17 protein-coding genes, 1 tRNA gene and 1 other annotated feature are annotated in these 17,869 nt (G+C 38.5%); of the genes, 9 read left to right on the plus strand and 9 right to left on the minus strand.

The genetic code is table 11. The annotated features are described in order from the left end of the window. Positions 1 to 76: 76 nt before the first annotated feature. The gene (locus RV00_RS03820) at positions 77 to 394 is read right to left on the minus strand and encodes a hypothetical protein (RefSeq protein ID WP_071861278.1); all 318 of its coding nucleotides are present in this window, start codon (positions 392 to 394) and stop codon (positions 77 to 79) included. A gap of 100 nt (positions 395 to 494) precedes the next feature. Continuing rightward, entirely contained in the window at positions 495 to 761 is a 267-nt protein-coding gene (locus tag RV00_RS03825) for a hypothetical protein (RefSeq protein WP_071861279.1), read from the minus strand. A 287-nt stretch (positions 762 to 1,048) separates the two neighbouring features. Here RV00_RS03825 and RV00_RS03830 point away from each other — a divergent pair, with 287 nt between their 5' ends. Next, the gene (locus tag RV00_RS03830) at positions 1,049 to 2,335 is read left to right on the plus strand and encodes a glycoside hydrolase family 73 protein (RefSeq protein WP_071861280.1); all 1,287 of its coding nucleotides are present in this window, start codon (positions 1,049 to 1,051) and stop codon (positions 2,333 to 2,335) included. A 542-nt stretch (positions 2,336 to 2,877) separates the two neighbouring features. Here RV00_RS03830 and RV00_RS03835 read toward each other — a convergent pair. The 3 genes from RV00_RS03835 to RV00_RS03845 all read right to left on the minus strand — a co-directional run bounded on the left by RV00_RS03835 (position 2,878) and on the right by RV00_RS03845 (position 4,205). Next, positions 2,878 to 3,096: a hypothetical protein gene (locus RV00_RS03835; RefSeq protein WP_071861281.1), complete on the minus strand. Its 219-nt coding sequence runs from the start codon at positions 3,094 to 3,096 to the stop codon at positions 2,878 to 2,880. 85 nt (positions 3,097 to 3,181) lie between these two features. Further along, positions 3,182 to 3,502 (minus strand): AzlD domain-containing protein, encoded by a 321-nt coding sequence (locus RV00_RS03840; RefSeq protein ID WP_071861282.1) that lies wholly within the window; start codon positions 3,500 to 3,502, stop codon positions 3,182 to 3,184. After that, complete coding sequence (locus tag RV00_RS03845; RefSeq protein WP_071861283.1) at positions 3,495 to 4,205, minus strand: AzlC family ABC transporter permease; 711 nt, start codon at positions 4,203 to 4,205, stop codon at positions 3,495 to 3,497. The genes RV00_RS03840 and RV00_RS03845 overlap by 8 nt, the downstream gene beginning before the upstream one ends. A gap of 278 nt (positions 4,206 to 4,483) precedes the next feature. Here RV00_RS03845 and RV00_RS03850 point away from each other — a divergent pair, with 278 nt between their 5' ends. Next, positions 4,484 to 4,915: a universal stress protein gene (locus RV00_RS03850; RefSeq protein WP_071861284.1), complete on the plus strand. Its 432-nt coding sequence runs from the start codon at positions 4,484 to 4,486 to the stop codon at positions 4,913 to 4,915. A 52-nt stretch (positions 4,916 to 4,967) separates the two neighbouring features. On the opposite strand, the gene RV00_RS03855 is transcribed toward RV00_RS03850, so the two are convergent. The 3 genes from RV00_RS03855 to RV00_RS03865 form a co-directional block, all read right to left on the minus strand. Beyond that, positions 4,968 to 5,040 (minus strand) — tRNA-Gln (locus RV00_RS03855). A 54-nt stretch (positions 5,041 to 5,094) separates the two neighbouring features. Further along, the gene (locus tag RV00_RS03860) at positions 5,095 to 5,490 is read right to left on the minus strand and encodes a hypothetical protein (RefSeq protein WP_071861285.1); all 396 of its coding nucleotides are present in this window, start codon (positions 5,488 to 5,490) and stop codon (positions 5,095 to 5,097) included. Positions 5,491 to 5,550: 60 nt separating this feature from the next. Next, positions 5,551 to 6,078, minus strand: a complete 528-nt coding sequence (locus RV00_RS03865) for an HdeD family acid-resistance protein (RefSeq protein WP_071861286.1) — start codon at positions 6,076 to 6,078, stop codon at positions 5,551 to 5,553. 159 nt (positions 6,079 to 6,237) lie between these two features. On the opposite strand from RV00_RS03865, the gene RV00_RS03870 reads away from it, so the two are divergent. Continuing rightward, positions 6,238 to 6,441 (plus strand): hypothetical protein, encoded by a 204-nt coding sequence (locus RV00_RS03870; RefSeq protein ID WP_071861287.1) that lies wholly within the window; start codon positions 6,238 to 6,240, stop codon positions 6,439 to 6,441. Between the two features lie 12 nt (positions 6,442 to 6,453). After that, positions 6,454 to 6,948, plus strand: a complete 495-nt coding sequence (locus tag RV00_RS03875) for a hypothetical protein (protein WP_071861288.1) — start codon at positions 6,454 to 6,456, stop codon at positions 6,946 to 6,948. 71 nt (positions 6,949 to 7,019) lie between these two features. On the opposite strand, the gene RV00_RS03880 is transcribed toward RV00_RS03875, so the two are convergent. Beyond that, positions 7,020 to 7,616: a nitroreductase family protein gene (locus RV00_RS03880; RefSeq protein ID WP_071861289.1), complete on the minus strand. Its 597-nt coding sequence runs from the start codon at positions 7,614 to 7,616 to the stop codon at positions 7,020 to 7,022. A 184-nt stretch (positions 7,617 to 7,800) separates the two neighbouring features. Here RV00_RS03880 and lepB point away from each other — a divergent pair, with 184 nt between their 5' ends. The 5 genes from lepB (at position 7,801) to pheS (ending at position 17,868) form a co-directional block, all read left to right on the plus strand. Then, complete coding sequence (gene lepB / locus RV00_RS03885) at positions 7,801 to 8,343, plus strand: signal peptidase I (protein WP_071861290.1); 543 nt, start codon at positions 7,801 to 7,803, stop codon at positions 8,341 to 8,343. A gap of 434 nt (positions 8,344 to 8,777) precedes the next feature. After that, the gene (locus RV00_RS03890) at positions 8,778 to 12,260 is read left to right on the plus strand and encodes a PD-(D/E)XK nuclease family protein (protein WP_071861291.1); all 3,483 of its coding nucleotides are present in this window, start codon (positions 8,778 to 8,780) and stop codon (positions 12,258 to 12,260) included. Then, a complete protein-coding gene (gene addA, locus RV00_RS03895) occupies positions 12,250 to 15,933 on the plus strand; it encodes a helicase-exonuclease AddAB subunit AddA (protein WP_071861292.1) in 3,684 nt (1,227 codons plus the stop codon). The genes RV00_RS03890 and addA overlap by 11 nt, the downstream gene beginning before the upstream one ends. Before the next feature lie 60 nt (positions 15,934 to 15,993). Next, positions 15,994 to 16,338: a winged helix-turn-helix transcriptional regulator gene (locus tag RV00_RS03900; RefSeq protein WP_071861293.1), complete on the plus strand. Its 345-nt coding sequence runs from the start codon at positions 15,994 to 15,996 to the stop codon at positions 16,336 to 16,338. A gap of 47 nt (positions 16,339 to 16,385) precedes the next feature. Continuing rightward, positions 16,386 to 16,584, plus strand: a binding site (T-box leader). A 240-nt stretch (positions 16,585 to 16,824) separates the two neighbouring features. Next, a complete protein-coding gene (gene pheS, locus RV00_RS03905) occupies positions 16,825 to 17,868 on the plus strand; it encodes a phenylalanine--tRNA ligase subunit alpha (RefSeq protein ID WP_071861294.1) in 1,044 nt (347 codons plus the stop codon). The last annotated feature ends 1 nt before the right edge of the window (position 17,869 follow it).

Raw genomic sequence — 17,869 nt, forward strand, 5'->3', positions numbered from 1 at the left:
ACTAATTTTTAATTTATTGCATCAAAAAAAGTTATGTCCGTTTTTAGACATAACTTTTTTTAGTTAGTGTATTAGGTTAAATAAATAGAAAAACTACAGAATAAATATAATAAGCTAGCACCAATAAGGCGATAATACAAGAAATCTTGGCAAGGATACCGCCACGAGGTCTCTTAACTTGATTACGGCTTTTTTTTCGTGTGATTTCTGACGCATCACTTTCCATGATTTTTGATTTAGCAGGGCGTAAAAGTACCACTGCTAATAAGTCGATAAAGATTAATCCTTGTAAAATAATACTCACGATAAAAACAATTTGATCTCCTTGAACCATTCGAAACAAAAATAATGCGATCATGAGAAGATCAAATATCAAAGTCAATAAAATAGCCATAATAAAGCTCCTTCGAAATTTGTGATAAATAAAAACCATTATAGCATAGATCGAATCAAAGCTTTATGAAATATTTTGTTAAGAAATAGCAAATTTCTAATCAGCGTCTCCGCCAAAAAGAATAGATCAACCAATAAACCATAAAGGTAAAGAGGGAGACCAGCATCAGTAAAGCAAGTGAAAAAGCTCCCTCCGATGGCTGATAGTGATGGTAATTCATCAATAAATAAATACATATAAATGTTGGGATCAACGAAAGGTAAAGGTGGATCATCCGTCGTTCATTTTTAAATAATTTAAAATAGATGATACTCATAAAAAAGAAAATTAGGTAAATTACCCAAGAAACTGCCAAGCCGATATCCATAAGTAATTCCCCCTTCAAAGACTATTATAGCAAATAAGATTATCATAATAAATAACATATTAAAACGCTATTGATTAAAAATATGACATAAAAAAATTTATAAAAAGCATCCTGTTTTTTTAATTTATACAAAGTATTTGAAAGAAAATTGAGATGATACGTTTCTTTCTGCTCCTAAAAAAATAAAATAAATTTACTTTTTGATTAAAATTTGGTAATTTATAATCTGTAAGTAGTTATATTTTACTCGAGATAATTACTGATAATAAATTACAGAGGGGGATGACATGAGAATAAAAGGAATAATATGTAGCGTGATTATACTGGGAAGTTTGAGTACTTCTGGCATTAAAGTTTACGCTGAAGATTCAACGATTTCAGAAGTTATTTCATCTAGCGAGATGCAAGAAAGTACCACAACAGCAGCAACATCAAGCTCTTCTGAAACTTTAATAGAAGCTCAAGAAACAACGGAACCTATTCAGGCTGAGGAGAGAAATTCTGCTAACGAGAGCAATGAAGTCAAAGAGGAGGACAGCGTAATTGATGAAGCAGAATATGATTCTTTAGGAAACTTACAATTTCATCATCCTGTTAGATTTGAAGATTTTACTTTAGACCCACCTGCATTTCGAGCAGCTCGTTCAACTTTGAGTACTCAGCAGACCTTTATTAATCAGATAGCATCATCTGCAAAAACATTGGCCAATGCAAATAATCTCTACGCTTCTGTCATGATCGCTCAGGCGATTGTTGAAAGTGGTTGGGGTGGAAGTACGTTATCAAAAGTTCCAAATCATAATTTGTTTGGGATCAAGGGAGAGTACAACGGTCAATCAGTAACCATGAAAACTCAGGAATGGAGTGCAGAGCAAGGCTGGCATTACATCAACGCAAAGTTTAGAAAATATCCTTCATTTAAAGAGTCTTTAAATGATAACGTGACCATACTAAAGAAAACTTCTTTTTCTCCTGGCGTTTATTTTTATTCTGGAGCTTGGAAGAGTAATACAAAATCCTATAAAGATGCCACCGCTTGGCTGACGGGAAAATATGCTACCGCACCAAACTATGGATCGACATTAAACGCAGTTATCGCTAATTATAATTTAACGCAATATGATTCGGCTGGCGGATCAACACCAAATCCGACGCCGCCAAGCAAAAACATTCCAATGTATCGGTTATATAACCCAAATAATTATGAACACTTCTATACCGCAAACTTAAGTGAAAAAAATCATTTAGTGAAAATTGGGTGGGGAAAATATGAGGGAATTGCTTGGAACGCTCCTTCAACAGGAGCATCAGTTTATCGATTGTACAATTCCACACTTCGCGATCATCACTATACTTTGGATTGGAACGAAGTAAAAGTATTGACAACAAAACATAAATGGACTTATGAAGGGGTTGCGTGGTATTCCGACAATAATAAAAGTGTAAAGATTCATCGCTTGTTTAACCCAAGTTTAAGAAGCGGCTCTCATCACTACACAAAAGATCAAAACGAAGTAAACGTATTAAAGACACGAGGTTGGAAATATGAGGGTGTCGGTTGGTACGCAAAATGAAATCTGAAGCTTCTAAGTTAGATTATTTCTGAAGTTTTTCTATATTAAAAAGCGAGCATTTTTGATGTTTGCTTTTTTTGTTTAAATTATTATGGTCTAAATAGTGATCTGTCATACAGCGGATTGTCTGAAGATTTTTTGGATAAAAACAGAGAATCTTTCTTTTTTTCAATTAATAGTGACAGAGTTCATTAGTGGAAGATATTATGTCGAAAAACAAAAAAATTCCCTTAATATAATGAGGTGTTTTAAGTTAATAATGACACCTTGATAGGAAACCCGCTTAATAAGTATTTATACCACATATTTCGACTATCCAAGTGGAAATGATCAACGAAACATAAAAAAAGATATCAACTCTAATGAAATAGATGATATCTTTTTGATAAGTTCTAGATTCGTTAAAGATAAGAGAAAACTCGAATCTGTAAAGTAATTAATTGTCGCTACAAAATTTTTAAAAGTTCAATATTAGAAATTTTGAGAGAATCTTTTTTTGTGAAATTTCTTATATTACCGGTTTCAATAGTAATGTAAACTTTTTAATCAACCTCACCAATCTCGGTAATGACAAAAAAGCTGTGTAAGCTATCTTCGGGATAGTCATACCGTTTACTAATTTCACATAAAATCTGCCGGTTGGATTCTAGGACGGGTTCGTTGCCATTATACAAAGTGTCGGTTGGAAGATGGATTTCGAAAGATTTCTTTTGGTTCAAATCTAAGGGTTTTTGAAAGAAAAATCCAGCGATCTTTTTCATGAGAGTTACTCCTTTTTTATATTTTGTTATATAGTACACTACTAATATAGGCAAAACCAGAAATAAGCTCTATAACTTACGTTATTTAAAGTAATCGTAGGAGCGCGATAGCCACGACCCCGGTCAGAACAATTTTCATTAAATCATTAGTTCGTATGCCGACAATGAGCGCTGGGATGCAAGCGAGTATTTCAGGAAAACGGAGGCTAGGGAAGGACCCTGATTTGAAAGTTAGCAAACTTTGTAGCAATAAGGCTGTTAGGATGGTCATTGGCAAATAGCTTAAAAATTTTTCGACGGCTGAAGGTAAAGCGAAAGCCTTTGTCAAAACAAATGGTAGGACTCTAGGTAGCCAAGTGACAGCGGCACAGCCAAAAAGAGTTAGTAGGTAATAGGAATTATTCATCTTTGATTAGCACCCCCGTCATGCAGCCAATTAGAGTAGCAATAATCACGGCCAGCTCAGCGGAAACAATTCTCATAGACAAGAATAAAGTAAGGGCTGTAACCAATAAAATAATGAGCGTCTTTTTCTTTTGTTTTTTTAAGGGTAATTGTACTTGGAATAAAAATAGGCCCAAAAACATGGACGTCAAAGCAAAGTCGAAGCCAAAAACCATCGGATCAGGAATGAAATTTCCTAATAAAGCTCCTATAATGGTCGAAACGATCCAAACTAAATAAGCGGTAATATTTAAACCATGCATCCATGTGCTACTGACTTTTTTTTGTTGAGCTAGTGTGTTCATTAAAACGCCGTATGATTCATCTGTTAACAGGCTGCCGATTGCAATGCCGGTTAATAAAGATTCTTCTTTAAAGTAAGGAGCTACGGAGAGGCTCATCAATAGATGGCGTAAGTTGACCAAGAAGACGGTAAAAATGATGGATAAAATCGGCGCACTTAATAAAAGGAGGCCGCATAGAATAAATTGGGCGCTGCCAGCGTATACTAGAGTGGACATTAAAAAGATCTGCCAGATTGCAAGATGAACAGACTTTCCAACGATTCCCATAGCGATTCCGATACCTAAGTAGCCCATGATAGTTGGCAGACAGGCTTTTACACCATCAGAAAAACGAGATGTTTGGGTCAATCGGTTTTCCATTTTAGTCATCCTCTCATTTTCTTTTAATTATATTAGACGATAATTAATAGAAATACAAGGGAGTAAAACATAAAAAAGTTACGAAGCCCAATAACAATGAGATATCGGAGATCTAGAAATCCGCTGTCGGCCAATTTTGTCAGCAAACTAACGATGAGAATATAATAAATATGAATTTTATTAGTAAACAAACCCAAGTGCCTAGTTTCTTTAACGTGCATTTAACTTTTATCATTAGATATCAATAAGGTATACTATATGATAGGGAGGCGTTTACGATGAAAGAAGAATATAAGAAAATACTTGTAGCGGTAGATGGATCACCGGCTTCCAACGATGCATTCAACGAAGCGTTAAATGTCGCTGAACGAAATGACGCAAAGCTTTTTATCCTTACCGTGGTGGATTACAAATTCTCGATTGGTGATCCGGCATTTATCAATGATGCTTTAAAATTTCATCTTAATAATGCAGAGATCGAATTAGAACAATTAATCGCGAATTCAAGAGTGAATCAGTTTGAGTATGAAACCAAAATTGATTCAGGCAATCCGAAGCGCAAAATCACGGATTACGCACTAGAAAATCAGGTAGATTTGATCGTTTTAGGCGCGACTGGACGAGGGGCTGTTGAACAAGCTTTGGTCGGTTCGACAACGTCTTATGTTGTCAATAATGCTCATTGCAACGTATTAGTAGTAAGGCCTTAAAATAATATAAAAAAAAGCTTGGTTTCTCAATTTGAGAAACCAAGCTTTTTAATTGGGATAGTAGGGCTCGAACCTACACTTACCTGATTCAGAGTCAGGCGCCTTACCAGTTTGGCCATATCCCAATGAGAACAGAAAAAATTATAACGCTAGTTTTTCTATTCTTCAACTATCTTGTCTTATTTTTTCCCAGCTTGTTTTAGAGCTGCTAAAACAATACCACCATCTGCGAAGCCTAGATTAATTTTAATTGTTTCGTTTTCAAAGTCTAGGATCAGACGAATACCATTCAATTTCTTTTTTCCGGTAATGGCTCTGCTTTGATAAAGATTGTATTTATAGGCCTTCTGCTTACTTAAAACATAAAGTGTATTGCCGGAAATTGCGTAAGCACTCAGTCCTTCTTGCTTTTTGACACTTTCATATTTATGAAAGCCAATGAAGGAGAAGCTAAAATTGATTTTTGGATAAGCTTGTAAAAATTTTTGAAATAAAAACGTTCCTTTTTCTTCGCCCGTATTGTAATTAATCCCATATTTTTTGGTGAATTGATAGAGTTCTTGCGCTGTGTTCATAATAACCTCACTTACTTTGATACTAGTAGTATAAAGCTTTATGACAATAGAAACAATTCTCTATTTCGCAAGCCGTCGTGTATTAATAAATTCAGAAACGGCCATCGTAATTAGCAGAAAACCGAAAATTTGAAATAGAAACATTAAGCTGCTGAAAGGATTGAATAGCAGAAATATGCCGGCAAGGATCATCAATCCGCTATATAACAGTTGTCCATTAACAGGAAAACCGTTTTTTCTGGCGTTCCAACTCTGGATGAATTGCCCAATCGCGAACACTAAAATAAGGAAGCCTAAAAACATTGGTAAGATACTGATGATTCCTCTTGAAAACCATAAGATGATAAAGGCTACGATGACTCGAATAATCCCCCCGGTCGTTTCATAACCGACATTTCCAGTGTATTTTTTTGCGCGGAAACCGCGAATGATTTGAAGAATACCGAAAATTAATAAATAGAAGAAAAAGATATAAACAATCCCATTAAAAACACTTCTCGGAGAAAGCAAAATAGCGATACCAAGAATCAGATAACAGGCACTGCGCAAATACCCATACTTTCTAATTGAATCTAAAAAATTAGACATAAAATACCACCTCTCTAAAATAATTTTACCTGATTTAGTGTATTTTTGCGACTAAATAGGCAGTTTCAATTGTAAACCATTCCATACTTAGGTATAATGCGTTTAAATTGATCCAAAAGCTAGACGAACAAATGAATGTCGATACTGGAGGGCTTATTTATGAATGAAGAAGAAATTGAACTTGGAAGAAGTTATCGGTGCCATCCAATTGGCTTCGAGGAAAGTGTTGAAGGGGAAGTCATTTCAAAGATGACCAACTGTGCAGTTGTTCGAATCAATCAATGCGAAGACATTGATCAAGAGCAGCGAGATGACAAATCTAACATGGTCGTGGTAAAATATTCTAATTTCATCCCAAGTTAGAAGGCGGTTCTTTTGAATATATTTACTTTATTATTGCTGTTTTTCACGATTGTCCTATATGTTTTTCTACTGTTGACACGTAAGGCAATTGTGATTCCTGTTTTACAGAAAAAGAAGATGTATCCATTTTATCTTTTTTTGACGTTTTTGATTTTATGGATCGGCTTTAGTAGTTGGCAAGATCTTAATGAACGTGTACGTACTATTTTAGCGGCGTTGATCATGTTGAGTTTCTTGTTGGATAAGAGGGGCTTCACAGAAGATAGTTTACTTTTGTTTAGTCTAGACAATCGGGGTATTCCGTTTAAGGAAATTGAGCGAGTTGTTTTATATCAGGAAGAAAGTGGTTTGATTAAGTTAAACTATTTTCGCAAGGATCGTCGAGGACCAATTTTGACCTTTAATTATCCTTTAACAGAAATGGTAGTCTTTCTTTCTACGCATCTAGTTGAAGGCACTAAGCTGGAAATTTTAACAAAAGATGATGAACCAAAAGACGGACGATGAGATGGTGGAGACACCATCTTTTTTACGCAAAAAAAAGCGAGGCCTAGGCCTCGCTTTTTATTTAGATCAGATTAACGATATACACGGAAACGTTCGTCATCAGCTAAGTATTCTTTTTCTCCAGCTTCGCCTTCTTTAGAACCGAAGACTAGTTGAGAACGTAATTGCCAGTTTGCTGGGATATCCCATTCTTTTGCTACAGCATCATCGATTACTGGATTGTAATGTTGTAGGTTTGCACCCAGACCAGCTGTAGTTAAAGCAGTCCATACATTAGCTGTTGCGATCCCATTTGATTGTTCTGCCCAATCTGGGAAGTTGTCAGCATACAAAGCGAATTGTTCTTGTAAATGTTTTACTGTATCAGTTTCTTTAAAGAACATTACAGTACCTAAAGCGTTTCTGAAGCCAGCAATTTTAGCTTGAGTGTTAGGAAAAGCTTCAGCTGGTGTTAATGGTTTCAAAGCATCTTCAACAATGTTCCATAGTTTTTCGTGAGCATCGCCAAAAAGAATAACAGCACGTGGTGATTGTGCGTTGAACGCAGTTGGGCTGTTTTTAACAGTGTCCTTGATTAATTCTGTGATTTCTTCTTCTGATAATTTAACGTCGCGTCCTAATGCGTAGAATGAACGGCGATCTTTCAATGAGTCTAAAAATTGAGACATAATAATTTCCACCTTTTCTTGTTGAGTTCTTGTTTACAAGAGCTACTATATCATCTTACAAAAAGTAAGAAAAGAAATATGCTCGCAGAAAAAGTAATTTTTTTAAAAGCCAGAGATTAAAATAGAAGAAACAAAAGAGTCTGTGTTAAACTTGATACAAGAAGGAAAAAATGGAGGCACGTGAATGAATATAAAAGAAATCGGGAAGACAATTCTTTATTTTTTGATTTTGGTAGCCATCTTGTTTGGCTTACGGCATTATGTTTTTACGCCGGTAGTGGTTAAAGGGGATTCGATGGACCCAACATTGGCAGATGGTGAACGAGTAATCGCATTGAAAAATACCGAAGTCAAACGTTTTGACATCGTGACTTTCCCAGCACCTGATGATCCAGGAAAAAATTATATCAAACGTGTGATTGGTTTGCCAGGAGATACCATAGAATACAAAAGTGATCAGCTGTATATCAATGGAAAAAAAGTTGCTGAGCCCTACTTAGATCAATTTAAAAAAGAACTGACGGATGATCAACCGCTCACTTATGATTTCAATTTGAAGGATCTCTTTGGGGCAGAAAAAGTTCCCGCTGGCGAGTTATTTGTCTTAGGGGACAATCGACGTATCTCAAAAGATAGCCGAATCATTGGAATGATCAAAGAAAAAAATATTATGGCCGATGTAAAATTCGTATTTTGGCCCTTAGACCGATTCGGGACAATAGACTAGCAAAATGCTAGTCTATTTTTTGTCAGTCCAACTTTTCGCAGTCTTCATTGTCCATCGATGAATAGTAATAGATTATTATAGAGAATTGTGTGAAATGTTTAGTTGGATGATATGGCGATGAAGATACGTATAAATTTTGCAAAAATTTATTTCTTCTATTTTTTGAATCGTCAGCGAGTTCTACTTCACGCTTTAGATTGATTAGTAGAATCGTCTGCGAACCGAAAATCAAATCAACTTTTCATTTTTCAAGAAGTCGATACCATGGTCTAAGTTAATTGTCAGGTCTGTTTTCGCTTTTTTTGCGAATTGCTGCATAGTGGGTGAAATTTTTATTTTTTTACACTACTCTTGGATCGCTCAGATTCATGCGTTGTTTTACATGAACTGTTATAATAAACGAGAAATATAATATCTAGAAATGAGGGGAAACAATGCCGTTACAATTTTTATTAGGTGCTGGACAGACGGACGCGACGGAACGCATGATTCAGTTGGCGCAAAGCTGGTTGGAAAAGAACCCGGCCAACCACGTGTTTTTCTTAGTCCCCAATTACAATAAATTTGAGCAAGAAATCAATCTTTTGTCTGCCATGAAAAAAGGAACTCACGCTTCTGAGTTCAGTACGATTCGAACACAGGTTTTTAGTTTTCAGCGTTTAGCGTGGTATTTTTTACAGCGGGATGGACAAGTTCCAGGAAATATTTTGTCAGAAGCTGGGAATGCCATGATTTTACGAAAGGTCCTACAAGATTTACAAGAAGAACTAACGATTTTTCGTGGAGAGGTTAATAAAACCGGCTTTATCCAACAGTTGTTGGGCTTTTATCAAGAGATGCAAGTTGGGAATGTCTTAGTAGAGGATTTAGCGGTAAGTGAGCATGATCCCGATCAGGCACTCAAATTGCAAGACTTAAAAATGGTTTTCAGTAAATATGAAGAAGCGATGATCACGTATCAAGTCACCAACGAAGATCCTTTACTATTGCTGGAAAATTATTTGACACAACAGGAATTGTCAGGGGATCTGTTTATCGTGAGCGGGTTTACCCGTTTCAACGCCCGCGAACTAAGTGTACTCAATGCCTTGATGGCTTGCGGTGAGTTGGCGGTAGCTTTGGAATTGGATCGGGCATACCCAAATGAAGAACCAAATCCTTTGAATTTATTTGCTGATCCTGGGAAAACATATTTTCAATTGAAACAGCGGGCCGATAGTCAGCAGATCCCTGTTCGGCCAGATCAATTTGCAGTCAAACGAGACACCCTTTTTAATCAAGTCAGTGCCTTTTGGGCGCAACAACAAAAAAATGATCTATCGCAGACAGATCAAATTCAGCTGACTAAGTATGCCACCGTCAATGAAGAAATTCGTCAAGTCGGTAATCAGATTCGCCATCTAGTGAGCGTGGAGGGTTACCGATATAAGGATATCCAGATTTTACTACGCAATCCGCAAGTCTATAACAGTGTCTTGCCAGATCTTTTCCAAAAGCTGGAGATCCCATTTTATTTGGACGAAACGCAAGAGATGGCCGCACATCCGTTAATTGAATTTTTGCAAGCATTGTTTCTAATTGATAAATACCATTATCGGATCAATGATGTTTTCCGGATGCTCCGTTCGGAATTATTTGCGCCTTTTGATTGGACAACTGAGAACTGGCTACTGCAACAGCAAAACTATCGCCAGCAGATCGATCAAACGGAAAATCTTTGTTTAGCTTATAATTTCCGTGGCAGTGTCTGGACGAAAAAATCCGATTGGCAGTTTGTTGATTACGACTTTGAGGCGGAAGCCTTTAAGGAGGCCAAAGAGTTGGAAGAGACTTCTAATCAAGTCCGCCGATCTGTTCAACAAGTATTACCAGCCTTTTTTAAAAAGATCAAAGGTGCAGAAAGTGGTTTAGCGGCGGCGACTCTTTTTTATCAATTTTTAGAAAGCTGTGGTGTGAAGCGCCAACTACTTTTTTGGCGTGATCAAGAGGTGGCAAAAGGTGAATTAGACAAAGCCCGTAATCATGAGCAGACATGGCAGGCTTTAATGGATTTGTTAGATGAATATGTACTGATTTATGGCTCAGATGTCTTTGATTGGACGACCTTTCAAGAAATTTTCCTAACTGGTTTGATGAATTTAACTTACGGCAAAATTCCAACGGCGATCGATCAAGTTCGAGTGAATGATTTGGAACTAGCGCGAGTCGATCAAATGAAAGTCACCTTTGCCATCGGGCTGAACGATCATGATTTTCCCGCTCGCTTTGATGATAAAGGTTTATTGTCGGCAGAAGAACGTTCAGCCTTCAATCAAAATTTGCCGGAAGGAAAATTTTTACCGGAAAACAATAGTTCAAAGGTCAATCGTGAACCTTTCTTAGCCTATTCAGTCTTCTTATCGGCCAGAGAAAAACTTTATTTAAGTGTTGCAACCGCGGTTGAGGGAGAGAAGAAATTAGCGATTTCGCCTTTTTTGACGCAATTAAGTAAAGGCTTGAATCTGCCAGTGTTTGAAGCCGAGTCGTTGAGTCTGACTAGTCAGCCGGAAAAACGAATGGGGACGTTAAGAACCTTGCTGTCAGATCTGATCCAGCTGAATCGTTTGGCGCAAGATGAAAATCGGGCCTTCTTACCAGCTTGGCGTGAATTACAGAAATTTATCCAAAATAGTTCACAGGCCCCACTAGCACAAAAAGTTTTCCAAAGCTTGCAGGAGCTGAATGTTCCACGGGCTTTGCTACCCGAGACAGCGGAACAGCTTTATGGAAAGAACCTTTATGTTTCTGTTTCTCGAATTGAGAATTTTTATAATTGTCAGTATAAGTATTTCGCCAATTTTGGTCTAGGGCTGAAGGAGCGGACCGTTTATGGATTAACGCCTGCCGCTGCGGGAGATTTTTATCATGAAGCGTTGGATTACTTTTTCCGGCTGATCAATGAGCAAGGTTTGCACTTAACGGAACTAAACGACACTCAGCGAGTAGCCTTAGCCGATGAGGTCTTAAAGGAATTATTTGGCGAATTGAAATTTGCGATTCTTTCCAGCTCTGCACGAATGAATTATATTCGCTATCAATTGGCAAGAACGATTCAAAAAGTTAGCTGGGGCTTAGTTCAACAAGGCTTGCGTACGAAAATGGAACCACAAAAAACGGAAATCGTCTTTGGCTCGATTGGTGGTCAAAAAGGCATACCGGGAATTAGTTTACCTCTTGCTACTGGTGGTGAGGTAGCTATCCGAGGGAAAATTGATCGCTTGGACCAACTGCAAGGAGCAGAATCCGACTGGCTAAGCGTGGTGGACTACAAATCCAGTCCTCACAGTTTCAATGTAGCAGATGCGTATTACGGAATCGCCTTGCAATTGATTACCTATTTAGATGTGGCGATCACCGATTATGGCATGACCAATGATAAACCAATTAAGCCAGCGGGTGCGTATTATCTTCACGTCCACAATCCGGTCTTGAAAGATCCAACCACAATTGACAAGGAAACCTTGAAATCGTATCACTATGATGGTTTGTTTGCGAAAGAGCCGGAGTTATATGATCAGCTAGATCACAGCTTGCAGGACAAGGAAAATTCTTTATTGTTTCCGCTGCGAAAAGATGCAAAAGGACAAACACAGCCGATTTCACAATCGAAAGACAAATTTTATGAACTATCAGAAATCGAATTACTTCGAGAGTTCAATCGGAAAAAAATTCAATCGGCCGGCAATCAAATTGTTTCTGGCGAGATCAAACTGAATCCGACGTATAAGGATAATCAGCGGATCGCTTGTCAGCAATGCCCGTTTCGCAGTGTCTGCAAGTTCGATGTGATGTTGCAGGAAAATAATTATCATCGCTTAGAAAAGCTTTCAAAAGAAGAAGTATTGAGAAGAATGGAGGATGAGCTACATGACAACTAAACATTCAATCCCTCCAAAGGCCCCCAATGAGATGTACACAGATTCCCAATGGCAGGCGATTTATGATCAAGGAACCAATCTTTTAGTCTCGGCTTCGGCTGGCTCGGGTAAAACGGCTGTTTTGGTTCGACGCGTGATTGAAAAAATCAAACGCCAACAATTATCGGTGGATCAGCTGTTAGTCGTGACCTTTACAGAAGCCGCCGCCAGCGAAATGAAGGAACGAATCCAAAACGCACTGCAAGAAGCCATTAACGAAGAAACCGATCAGGAACAAAAAAATCATTTTACCCGGCAATTAACCTTGCTGCCAATGGCTAATATTTCCACTTTGCACGCTTTTTGTTCCAAAGTCATTCAACGTTTCTTCTATTTAATTGATTTAGATCCTAGTTATCGGATGCTGACGGATGAAACGGAGACGATTTTGTTAAAGGAGGACGTCTGGGACGAGCTGCGCGAAACCTTCTATGAGGAAAATCAGGAAATTTTTTATCGCTTGACTGAAAATTTTTCTAATGACCGTAGTGATAGTGGGTTAGAAGATTTAGTGATGTCGATGTACAACTTTGCCAGAGCCAATCCGGCCCCTTTTGATTGGTTGGAAGGGCTGATCGAAAATTATCGTATCAATGATTTAGCTGAATCTGAGTTGTATCAGCAAATCATTCGTCCGCAATTATTGAAAAGCTTAGACGAGATTCTTCAGACCTATCAATGGTTGATTTCAGATAGTCAAGCTAGTGAAGAGTTGCAAAAAATCACTGATTTAGCACAAAACGAAGCCGCGATAGTCCAGCAGTTGGAACAGCTTTTGGCGGCTAATCAATTGGATGCAGTCTTTACTTTATTGGAGGATTTGAGCTTTCCGACCTTTCCCTCACCGCGAAAAAAAGAGGTGAAGGAGGCTTTCGGTGAAGTGATCACTGAGTGCAAGGAGTATCGGGATCAAGCCAAGAAAAATTTACTGAATCTAAAAGAAATTTACTTTTCCGTTTCACCAGCTGAGCAAATTGAGCGGCTGCAAGAAGCATTGCCGATCGTTGAAGAATTGGTGCGCGTGGAGAAACAATTCATCGAAGCTTATTCTGCAGCAAAACGGGAAAAAAGCATGTTGGATTTCAATGATTTAGAACATTTTACTTTACAGATTTTACAAGCGGAGGTCGATGGCAAACGACCAGCGGAAACTTATTATCGTCAGCGTTTCGCCGAAGTGTTAGTCGATGAGTATCAAGATATCAATCAGCTGCAAGAAACAATTCTCCAACGGCTGAGCAATCAAACTAACGGCAACCTCTTTATGGTAGGGGACGTGAAGCAGTCGATTTATGGATTTCGTTTGGCTGATCCAACCCTGTTTATTCAAAAGTATCATGATTTTGCTCATGAAGACGGTGGCCGACGAATTATTTTGGCTGAGAATTTCCGTTCCCGAAAAGAAGTTTTGAATTTTACGAATCTAGTTTTCACACAACTGATGGATCAGTCGGTCGGGCAAATCGAATATGATCAGCAGGCAGAGTTAATCAATGGCTTTAGCGCTTTTCCTGAAACGAAAGAATTTGCTCCGGAATTATTGGTTTATCAAAAGGCTTCAGAGACTCCCGAATGGATCGAAGACAAATCGATGGGGGAAATCTTTATGACCGCCACCAAGATTCGTCAATTGATCGATCAAGGCTTTGAGATTTATGATAAAAAACAAAAAGCAATGCGGCCTTTACAATATGAAGACATTGTTTTGCTGACGCCAACCAAAAGTCATAATTTAACGATCTTAGAAGTCTTTAAACAACTGGGAATTCCTTTAGCAATCAACGATACGCAAAACTATTTTCAATCAACTGAACTGCGGATCATGATCTCTTTGCTGCAAATTATTGATAATCCATATCAGGATATTCCCTTAGCAGCAGTATTGCGATCTCCCATTGTTGGATTGCAAGAAGAAGAACTAGCAATGGTCCGTCTTGCGTTACCACAGAAAGAATACTACCAAGCTGTTTTACGCTATGCAGAAACGCAAGAAGATCGCCTTGCTGAACGATTAAAGGATTTTCTGGCTCATTTAAATGATTGGCGAGAATTCGCTCGCCGCGAAGCAATCGCTGATTTATTGTTAAAAATTTATAATGAGACAGCCTACTTGGATTATGTTTTAGGCATGCCGGCCGGCCAGCAACGCCACGCGAATCTCTTAGCCTTGATCGAAAGAGCGAAGGATTATGAACGCAGTAGCTTCCGAGGCTTGTATCAGTTTATTCGTTTCATTGAAAAGATGCAGGAAAAGGATAAGGATCTAGGCGAGCCGCCAACCGAAGAAATCAGTGACGCGGTTCGAGTCATGACGATTCATGGGAGTAAGGGTCTAGAATTTCCAGTAGTCTTCTTGATGGATATGAGTAAAAGTTTTAATGTCCAAGATACGCAAAGAAATTATGTTTTTGATGAGAAGCTGGGCCTAGGTGTGAAACTATTAACCCCTGATACCCGAGTTCGAAAAGAAACACTCCTTTTCCAAATCGTCAAACAAAAAAATCTAAACAAATTGCTGTCGGAGGAAATGCGAAAGCTTTATGTGGCCTTAACACGAGCAGAACAAAAATTATTTTTAGTCGGCTCTTATGATGATGAAGCATCGACCTATAAAAAATGGAGTAAAGCCGCTAGAAATGAGTCCGTGGTTTTGGATGCCGGCTTACGGAACGGACAACGTGATAGCTTCTTTGATTGGGTCGGAATGACCTTGTTTAGACATGCTCAGATGGATAAATATCAAACAGACTATGTTGTCAATCAAGTCGCGAAAGTGAAACAACATCCAGCGACCTTCACTATCGATTTTGTTGAGCCGCAAACGATCGCTGAATTGGTTCAAGGCTATTTACCAGAAATAAAAACTTTGGAATTGCCGCAAGGAACCGTCAACATCGATGCTTTGAAAAAACGCCTGCTATTTGAATATCCTTATCCCGAAGCTACGAAAACAACCAGTTATCAATCCGTCTCTGAGTTGAAGCGGCTCTATGATGATCCAGATAATCGACAGACGATGGACATCTCCGAGAACTCGATGACCTATCGTTTTACGGCTGACGCCCTTAACGAGCCAAAATTTTTAGGAACCCTTCAAGATGCTTCACCAGCGGAGATTGGAACCGCGACTCACTTGGTAATGCAATTGTTACCCTTAACGAAAAAACCAAGTGAAACTGAGATTCAGGAATTGATTGCTGAACTAGTCGCACGAAAGACTTTGATGCCGATGGTCGCTGAAAAAATTTCAGTGGCAAGTATTTTACAATTCTTCGATTCAGAGATTGGCACATATGTCTTGCAGCATGCAGAAAAATTGCATCGAGAAGAGCCTTTTGCGATGTTGCTACCAGCAGACCAGCTATTTAAAGACTATCAAAATCAAGATGAAATATTGATTCATGGGATCATTGATGGTTATTTGGAATTCGATCATGAGATTTTACTGTACGATTTAAAGACGGATTTCTATACGCCAGAGCGGGAACAACAGCTATTGGATCGCTATCGGGGGCAGTTGCATTTGTATAAAGACGCACTGGAAAAAGCGAAGCACAAAACCGTTTCTTCAACTTTTTTAATCTTTTTGCAAGGCAACAAGGCGATCGATTTGTTAAGAACTCCTAAGCCTTAGGCAAGTTGTACTTATAAAAGGTAAGTAATGTGCTATACTCTCTCTATCGAGGTGAGAATTATGGAACAAGTAGAGGTAATGGACTTTTCACTTTGTCCAAAATTTGAGAAGGGTTTTCAAATTTTAGGCAAAAAATGGAACGGCTTGATTATTGATGTGTTGTTAGAAGGTGGTCCACAAAGATTCGTTGATATTGCTGCGATGATTCCAGAAGTCAGCGATCGTGTGTTGACCGAACGGTTAAAAGAGTTAGAAGCAGAAGGCATCGTAGGTCGAGTAATTGCTTGTGGCAGCCAAAAGCGGATGGACTATTGCTTAACCAATAAAGGTGAAGCCTTAAAAAACGTGATGAACGAGATTCATCAATGGGGTGACACTTGGATTACCGATGAAGAATGTAGTTGATAATTTTTTTGATTTCTTGTAGTATTGGGATAGTCAATTGAATAAATCAAAAAGCGTTGATAGAAAAGAGTAATTTTTCTAAACCTTCAAGGGAATGTCTGCCATTGACTGGAAGCAGATTAAGGGGTTGAAAGATGAAGTTCACTTCTGGAGCTTGTCGAAAGACCGGCAAAGCCGTTAAGAGTTGAGAGCGCCAAAATGAATTTTTGGCGAATTAGGATGGTACCGCGAGACCTCGTTCCTTTATAAAGGAACGAGGTCTCTTTTTGCGATTCCAACTTTCAGCAGTTTTCAAATTTGGAAAAAAATAATTGTAATTTTAGCTAGACTTGATAAGTAACTGTTTAGTTGGATCGTAGGCGTGACGAGGATCGGAATTATTTTTCAACTCGAGGTAGCTGTGAAGGTCAAAATAATCACCAAATCAATGAATCCGATAATTTTTAAAGATTATCTTTTTAAAGCAATAGGGAAAGGAAGAAAATAATGAGTTTACAAGAGCAACTGGAAACATTAAAAAGTCAGACGTTAGCAAAAATTGAAGCGGCAGACGAACTTTCTATCGTTGAAAAAATTCGCGTAGAAACGTTAGGTAAAAAAGGACCTATCACCGAAGTATTGCGAGGGATGCGTGATTTATCTGCGGAGGAGCGACCAAAAGTCGGGGCCTTTGCTAATGAAATCCGGGACCTCTTGACGAATGCTGTTGAAGAACGCAAAGCTGCTTTAGCTGAAGCGGCTTTAGAAAAACAATTAGCGGCAGAAGCCATCGATGTAACTTTACCTGGTAAACAAATGTCCCAAGGTACGCGTCATGTCTTGACTCAAATCATGGAAGAAATCGAAGATACTTTTGTCGGCATGGGGTATCAAGTCATTGAAGGAACTGAGATTGAATCCGATCATTATAATTTTGAACGGATGAACTTGCCAAAAGACCACCCAGCACGGGATATGCAAGATACTTTCTATATTTCTGATGAGGTCTTGTTGCGGACGCATACGTCACCTGTCCAAGCTCGGACGATGGAAAAACATGATTTTTCAAAGGGTGCATTGCGAATGATTTCGCCAGGAAAAGTTTTCCGTCGCGATACAGACGACGCGACCCACAGTCATCAATTCCACCAAATTGAAGGACTTGTCGTTGATAAAGGCATTACGATGGGGGATTTGAAGGGAACTCTGGAAGTATTATTGAAGGAATTATTCGGCGCTGACCGTAAGATTCGCTTACGTCCAAGCTACTTCCCGTTTACGGAACCATCTGTCGAAGTTGATGTCAGCTGTTTTAAATGCGGCGGTAAAGGCTGTAACGTCTGCAAATACACCGGCTGGATCGAAATCTTAGGAGCCGGTATGGTCCATCCTGATGTACTGGAAATGTCTGGGATTGACTCAAAAGAATATTCGGGCTTTGCTTTTGGTTTAGGCCCAGACCGAATCGCGATGCTGCGTTATGGTGTTAATGATATTCGCAATTTCTATCTAAACGATGTTCGTTTCTTGGAACAATTCAAGGGGGAGTAAA

This window comes from Enterococcus devriesei (assembly GCF_001885905.1).
Taxonomy (GTDB): domain Bacteria; phylum Bacillota; class Bacilli; order Lactobacillales; family Enterococcaceae; genus Enterococcus_A; species Enterococcus_A devriesei.

Bases quoted from the DNA above. Each gene is read 5' to 3' on its own strand.
- lepB (WP_071861290.1), top strand. From the start codon at position 7,801: ATGAATATAAAAGAAATCGGGAAGACAATTCTTTATTTTTTGATTTTG.
- RV00_RS03830 (WP_071861280.1), top strand. From the start codon at position 1,049: ATGAGAATAAAAGGAATAATATGTAGCGTGATTATACTGGGAAGTTTG.
- RV00_RS03840 (WP_071861282.1), bottom strand. From the start codon at position 3,502: ATGAATAATTCCTATTACCTACTAACTCTTTTTGGCTGTGCCGCTGTC.
- RV00_RS03850 (WP_071861284.1), top strand. From the start codon at position 4,484: ATGAAAGAAGAATATAAGAAAATACTTGTAGCGGTAGATGGATCACCG.
- RV00_RS03880 (WP_071861289.1), bottom strand. From the start codon at position 7,616: ATGTCTCAATTTTTAGACTCATTGAAAGATCGCCGTTCATTCTACGCA.
- pheS (WP_071861294.1), top strand. From the start codon at position 16,825: ATGAGTTTACAAGAGCAACTGGAAACATTAAAAAGTCAGACGTTAGCA.
- RV00_RS03845 (WP_071861283.1), bottom strand. From the start codon at position 4,205: ATGGAAAACCGATTGACCCAAACATCTCGTTTTTCTGATGGTGTAAAA.
- RV00_RS03820 (WP_071861278.1), bottom strand. From the start codon at position 394: ATGGCTATTTTATTGACTTTGATATTTGATCTTCTCATGATCGCATTA.
- RV00_RS03825 (WP_071861279.1), bottom strand. From the start codon at position 761: ATGGATATCGGCTTGGCAGTTTCTTGGGTAATTTACCTAATTTTCTTT.
- RV00_RS03835 (WP_071861281.1), bottom strand. From the start codon at position 3,096: ATGAAAAAGATCGCTGGATTTTTCTTTCAAAAACCCTTAGATTTGAAC.
- RV00_RS03900 (WP_071861293.1), top strand. From the start codon at position 15,994: ATGGAACAAGTAGAGGTAATGGACTTTTCACTTTGTCCAAAATTTGAG.
- RV00_RS03870 (WP_071861287.1), top strand. From the start codon at position 6,238: ATGAATGAAGAAGAAATTGAACTTGGAAGAAGTTATCGGTGCCATCCA.
- RV00_RS03890 (WP_071861291.1), top strand. From the start codon at position 8,778: ATGCCGTTACAATTTTTATTAGGTGCTGGACAGACGGACGCGACGGAA.
- RV00_RS03860 (WP_071861285.1), bottom strand. From the start codon at position 5,490: ATGAACACAGCGCAAGAACTCTATCAATTCACCAAAAAATATGGGATT.
- RV00_RS03865 (WP_071861286.1), bottom strand. From the start codon at position 6,078: ATGTCTAATTTTTTAGATTCAATTAGAAAGTATGGGTATTTGCGCAGT.
- addA (WP_071861292.1), top strand. From the start codon at position 12,250: ATGACAACTAAACATTCAATCCCTCCAAAGGCCCCCAATGAGATGTAC.